This is a genomic window from Clostridium senegalense JC122, assembly GCF_000285575.1.
Lineage (GTDB): Bacteria > Bacillota > Clostridia > Clostridiales > Clostridiaceae > Clostridium_J > Clostridium_J senegalense.
In genome coordinates this window covers 118335-122577 of record NZ_HE611055.1, presented here as the reverse complement: position 1 = coordinate 122577, position 4243 = coordinate 118335, and the positions used below count along the sequence as shown (strand labels likewise).

The window sequence follows — 4243 nt, the reverse complement described above, 5'->3', positions numbered from 1 at the left end:
TTAGTAAATAAATATAAAAAAATGGACTTTTTATATAAAAAGTCCATTTAAAGTTATAAAATAGGTGAAATTAATCGAATTATTGATTCACATATTTTATACCAAGTACTTCTATTATTATATTTTTCTATAGTTAAAAATTGGCATTTTTTTTGATCAGATATAAATATATCTTTATGTTGCATAGATATTATATCATCATATATTATAGCATTAATCTCAAAATTAAGTTTAAAACTTCTAATATCAAGGTTAGCAGTACCTACACTGCAAACAGAATCATCAGCAACAATAGTTTTAGAATGAATAAATCCATTTTGATACCTATAAAATTTAATTCCACATTCAATGAGATTACCAATATTAGCACTTAATGCCCATTCCATAAAGAAGTGATCTGGGCTTCCAGGAACAATGATTCTTATATCAACTCCAGATAAAGCAGAGATTTTTAAGGCTTCTATCATAGGTCTATCTAAAACTAAATAAGGAGTTTGAATATATATATATTTTTTAGCATTAGTTATTATTTTAAGATAATTATATTTTATATATTCATCAATGTGGTCTGGTCCGGAAGATACAATTTGGATACCTACATTACCATTATTTACTGTTTGAGGGAAATATTTTTCACTTTGAGATATGCTATCATTAGCAGCATAGTCCCAATCTAAAGCAAAACGTTTATTTAATTCTTTTACAGCATCACCTTCAATTCTTAGGTGGGTATCACGCCAAAAATTAAATTGCTTTCCTTTGTTTATATATTCATCACCAACATTAAAACCACCGACATAACCTATAGTTCCATCTATTACTACTATTTTTCTATGGTTTCTATAATTTATACGTAGGTTTACTAGCTTCGTTAAACCTGGAAAAAAGATTGCAAATTTTATACCAAGGCTTTTTATATATTCTTCATTTTTACCACGAAGACCTCTAGAACCCATTCCGTCAACTAAGAGTCTAACTTCTACTCCGTCATCAACTTTTTTATTTAGAAGGGAGATTAATTCACGTCCTAATCCATCCATTCTAAATATATAATATTCAATGTGAATAAATTTTTCTGCTTTTTCAATGTCTTCAAGTAGATTTGAAAATTTATCTTCTCCACTAATAAATGTTTTCACACAGTTATATCTTGTAAACTCAGAACCAGAATTATTATAATTCATTTTTACTAAATCAGTATAGTTTTTAGCTGAAGTATTTCTATGGAGTGATATATTAAATTCTTCTGTTAAGTTTTTGGACTTATGTACATCAATAGCAGTCTTTTCTTTAAATATTTTTTCTCTACTCAAATTTTGACCTAGAGCTAAATATATTAAAAATCCTAAACCAGGAAGTACAATTAAAATTAATAACCATGCCCAAGTAGTTTCAGGTTCCCTTCGTTCAATAAAAACTAATGAAAGAGCACAGGCAATATTTATTAATTCAATAATTAAACCTAAAATAAAATAGCTATTCATTTATTGCCTCCTATTTATCATATACTAATAATATTATACATTATTATAGGGAAACAATCTCCAACTTAAATTTATACATGAAATTTCTATTATCAGTTAAGAAAAAATATAAATAAAACCTAAAGCAATCAAAGCTGGTCCTAAAAAAGTACGGTTAGTATTATTAGAAACATAGTGAGTAATAATCACTACAACTATTAAATGTTAACTATTAACTTTTAACTAAAATAATCTGTTAGTTATTGATAAAATATTAATTTGAATTTTCTCATTTGATAAATAAACAAGTTTAAAATTTAATTTGGAACCATATAGCAATAAATACATATGATTTTAAAAATTATATTCAAAGGAGGTATTTATATGAATGGATGTGGATTTGATTGCAATATTTTTGCAGATGCTAAATTGCCACCCTGTGCAAGTTTTTTAGGTAGTTATAATCCTTTGATAAAAGATGGAAAATTACTTTATATAAACTATAATAGATTATTTTTTTCTTAACATATAACTCCTTATCAACTCAAAACTCAAATTATGTACCTAAAGATATATCAACATATTCATTTCAAGAAAATGCTAATATTCAGATATCTATATATGATTTTTTTATAGGTATGTTTATAAATGAAATACAATCTGGTAAAAGAAATTATGATAAAGATATTAAAATACATGATAATAATGAAATTGATAAATTTATTAAAGCAATAATAGAGAATAATTATGAAAATATATTTGATCAGTTTATACCATCATTGACATATGTAATTTCAAATTCTAATGCTATTTTATCATTGTATACTGGAACTATACAAATAAGTCCAATTAACTTTTATATTGTACTTATGCTGAATAGATTTGCCAATGATAAAGCATTACTATATGGTAATAATGCTTATGTAACGCCTGATTTTATAAATTATAGTTTAGCTAATTTATTTGTTCAATGTAACCCATACTAAAATTGAAAATTATAATACTAAAAATTTTAAACTAATTTATAAAGTATTTTTATTGATTTGAAAATATAAAACTAAAAAGACAATTTAAAAGATTAAAATTAGAAAATTTTAATTATTAAAAAGTTTGAACTTAAGAAAAAATACTAGTATTATATAGTAGTTAGAAAATTAACTTTAAAATAAGAGAGGTGAGAATGGTATATAAATTACCAGAGTATATGAGAAACAATAAGAGAAATGTTGTAATAGCTATAATGATGGTTATGTTTTTAGCTGCATTTGAAGGAACGGTTGTTAGTACAGCAATGTCAACTATAGCAAAGGACCTTCAAGGTTATAATCTTATAAGTTGGGTATTTTCAGCTTATCTTTTAACTTCAGCAGTTTCTACACCTATATATGGTAAGCTTTCAGATTTATATGGAAGAAAGAAAATGCTGACATTAGGTACTATAATTTTTATAATTGGTAGTTCATTTTGCGGTATATCACAATCTATGACTCAGTTAATAATGTTTCGTGCAATTCAAGGAATTGGTGCAGGATCAATATTAACAATAACTTATACAATAATTGGAGATATATTTGATATTTCAGAAAGAGCAAAAATACAAGGTTGGTTAAGTACTGTTTGGGGAATTGCAAGTTTAATAGGGCCATTTTTAGGTGGATTCCTTATAGACTATTTATCTTGGCATTGGATATTCTTTATAAATGTTCCTTTTGGAATAGCATCTATAATTTTGTTACATAGAAATTTTGAAGAAAAAGTAGTGAAAACTGATGCTAAAATAGATTACATAGGCATTGTTTTTTTAACAACGTCTATAATATCAGTATTACTAGGTGTATTCATTGGTATTATTAAATTTAGAATTGTACTTTTTGTAATAGCTATTATATCTTTAGTTTTATTCTATTTTACAGAAAAGAAATCTTTAGAACCAATAGTACCATTTGATATTTTTACACGAAATACAATTATTGCAAACTTGATTTGCTTTCTAGCATCTGGCGCTCTTATGGCTATTGAGGCATACACTCCATTATATACGCAAAATGTATTAGGCTATACACCAACAATTGCAGGAGTAACAATGGCACCAATGTCTATAGCATGGCTTTTAAGCTCATTTATACTTTCTAAAACTCTATCCAAATATGGAGAAAAAATAGTAGTAATTGTAGCTATAATGTTATTAACTATAGGATCAGTTATACTTAAATTAGTAGGTGTTTCAACTCCAATAGTACTACTTATAGGAGCAATTGTAATAATGGGTTTTGGATTTGGTGGTGTTTTTACAACACTTACAATTACAGTACAATCAGCAGTAGGGTATGAAAAAAGAGGAGCAGCTACTTCTGTTAATGCACTTATAAGAACATTAGGACAGACAATAGGTGTAAGTATTTTTGGAGGAATAATAAATTCTAGCATAGCAAAATATTTTGGTGGATTAGGTATGAATGGCATTAATTCTGAGAATATATATAATTCTGAGGCTACTAATGATCAAATTAGAAATGCTTTTTATAGTGGAATACATAGCATATATTTTATGATTATATTTATTATGATAGTATGTTTGTGCGTATCAGTATTTATAAAAAATAATAGTGTAGAAAAACAATAAATATTATAAGAAAGCTGTTGCAATGTTAACAAATAAAAGTTAACAGAGCGATAGCTTTTTTATGTATAAGCATAAATAATTTAAAATTATTTTATTATAATTATTGTTAAACTTAAAACAAATTTTACAGAGTTTTATTAATAAAATTTTGTTGAAA

4 protein-coding genes are annotated in these 4243 nt (G+C 25.6%); 3 read left to right on the top strand and 1 reads right to left on the bottom strand.

Annotation, left to right across the window (positions count from 1 at the left end):
- Nucleotides 1–53: 53 nt before the first annotated feature.
- Nucleotides 54–1484: a cardiolipin synthase gene (cls, locus tag CSGHG_RS17950; RefSeq protein WP_010299207.1), complete on the bottom strand. Its 1431-nt coding sequence runs from the start codon at nt 1482–1484 to the stop codon at nt 54–56.
- Between the two features lie 363 nt (nt 1485–1847).
- Between cls and CSGHG_RS23470 the strand changes: the two genes are divergently transcribed.
- The 3 genes from CSGHG_RS23470 (at nt 1848) to CSGHG_RS17935 (ending at nt 4086) form a co-directional block, all read left to right on the top strand.
- Nucleotides 1848–1988, top strand: a complete 141-nt coding sequence (locus CSGHG_RS23470) for a hypothetical protein (RefSeq protein WP_155844794.1) — start codon at nt 1848–1850, stop codon at nt 1986–1988.
- A 113-nt stretch (nt 1989–2101) separates the two neighbouring features.
- Nucleotides 2102–2449 (top strand): hypothetical protein, encoded by a 348-nt coding sequence (locus CSGHG_RS17940; RefSeq protein WP_010299204.1) that lies wholly within the window; start codon nt 2102–2104, stop codon nt 2447–2449.
- A gap of 194 nt (nt 2450–2643) precedes the next feature.
- Nucleotides 2644–4086, top strand: a complete 1443-nt coding sequence (locus CSGHG_RS17935) for an MDR family MFS transporter (protein WP_010299202.1) — start codon at nt 2644–2646, stop codon at nt 4084–4086.
- Nucleotides 4087–4243: the final 157 nt, after the last annotated feature.

What these genes read in the sequence shown, in the direction of transcription:
- cls (WP_010299207.1), bottom strand. Translation starts at nt 1,484, where the DNA reads ATGAATAGCTATTTTATTTTAGGTTTAATTATTGAATTAATAAATATT.
- CSGHG_RS23470 (WP_155844794.1), top strand. Translation starts at nt 1,848, where the DNA reads ATGAATGGATGTGGATTTGATTGCAATATTTTTGCAGATGCTAAATTG.
- CSGHG_RS17940 (WP_010299204.1), top strand. Translation starts at nt 2,102, where the DNA reads ATGTTTATAAATGAAATACAATCTGGTAAAAGAAATTATGATAAAGAT.
- CSGHG_RS17935 (WP_010299202.1), top strand. Translation starts at nt 2,644, where the DNA reads ATGGTATATAAATTACCAGAGTATATGAGAAACAATAAGAGAAATGTT.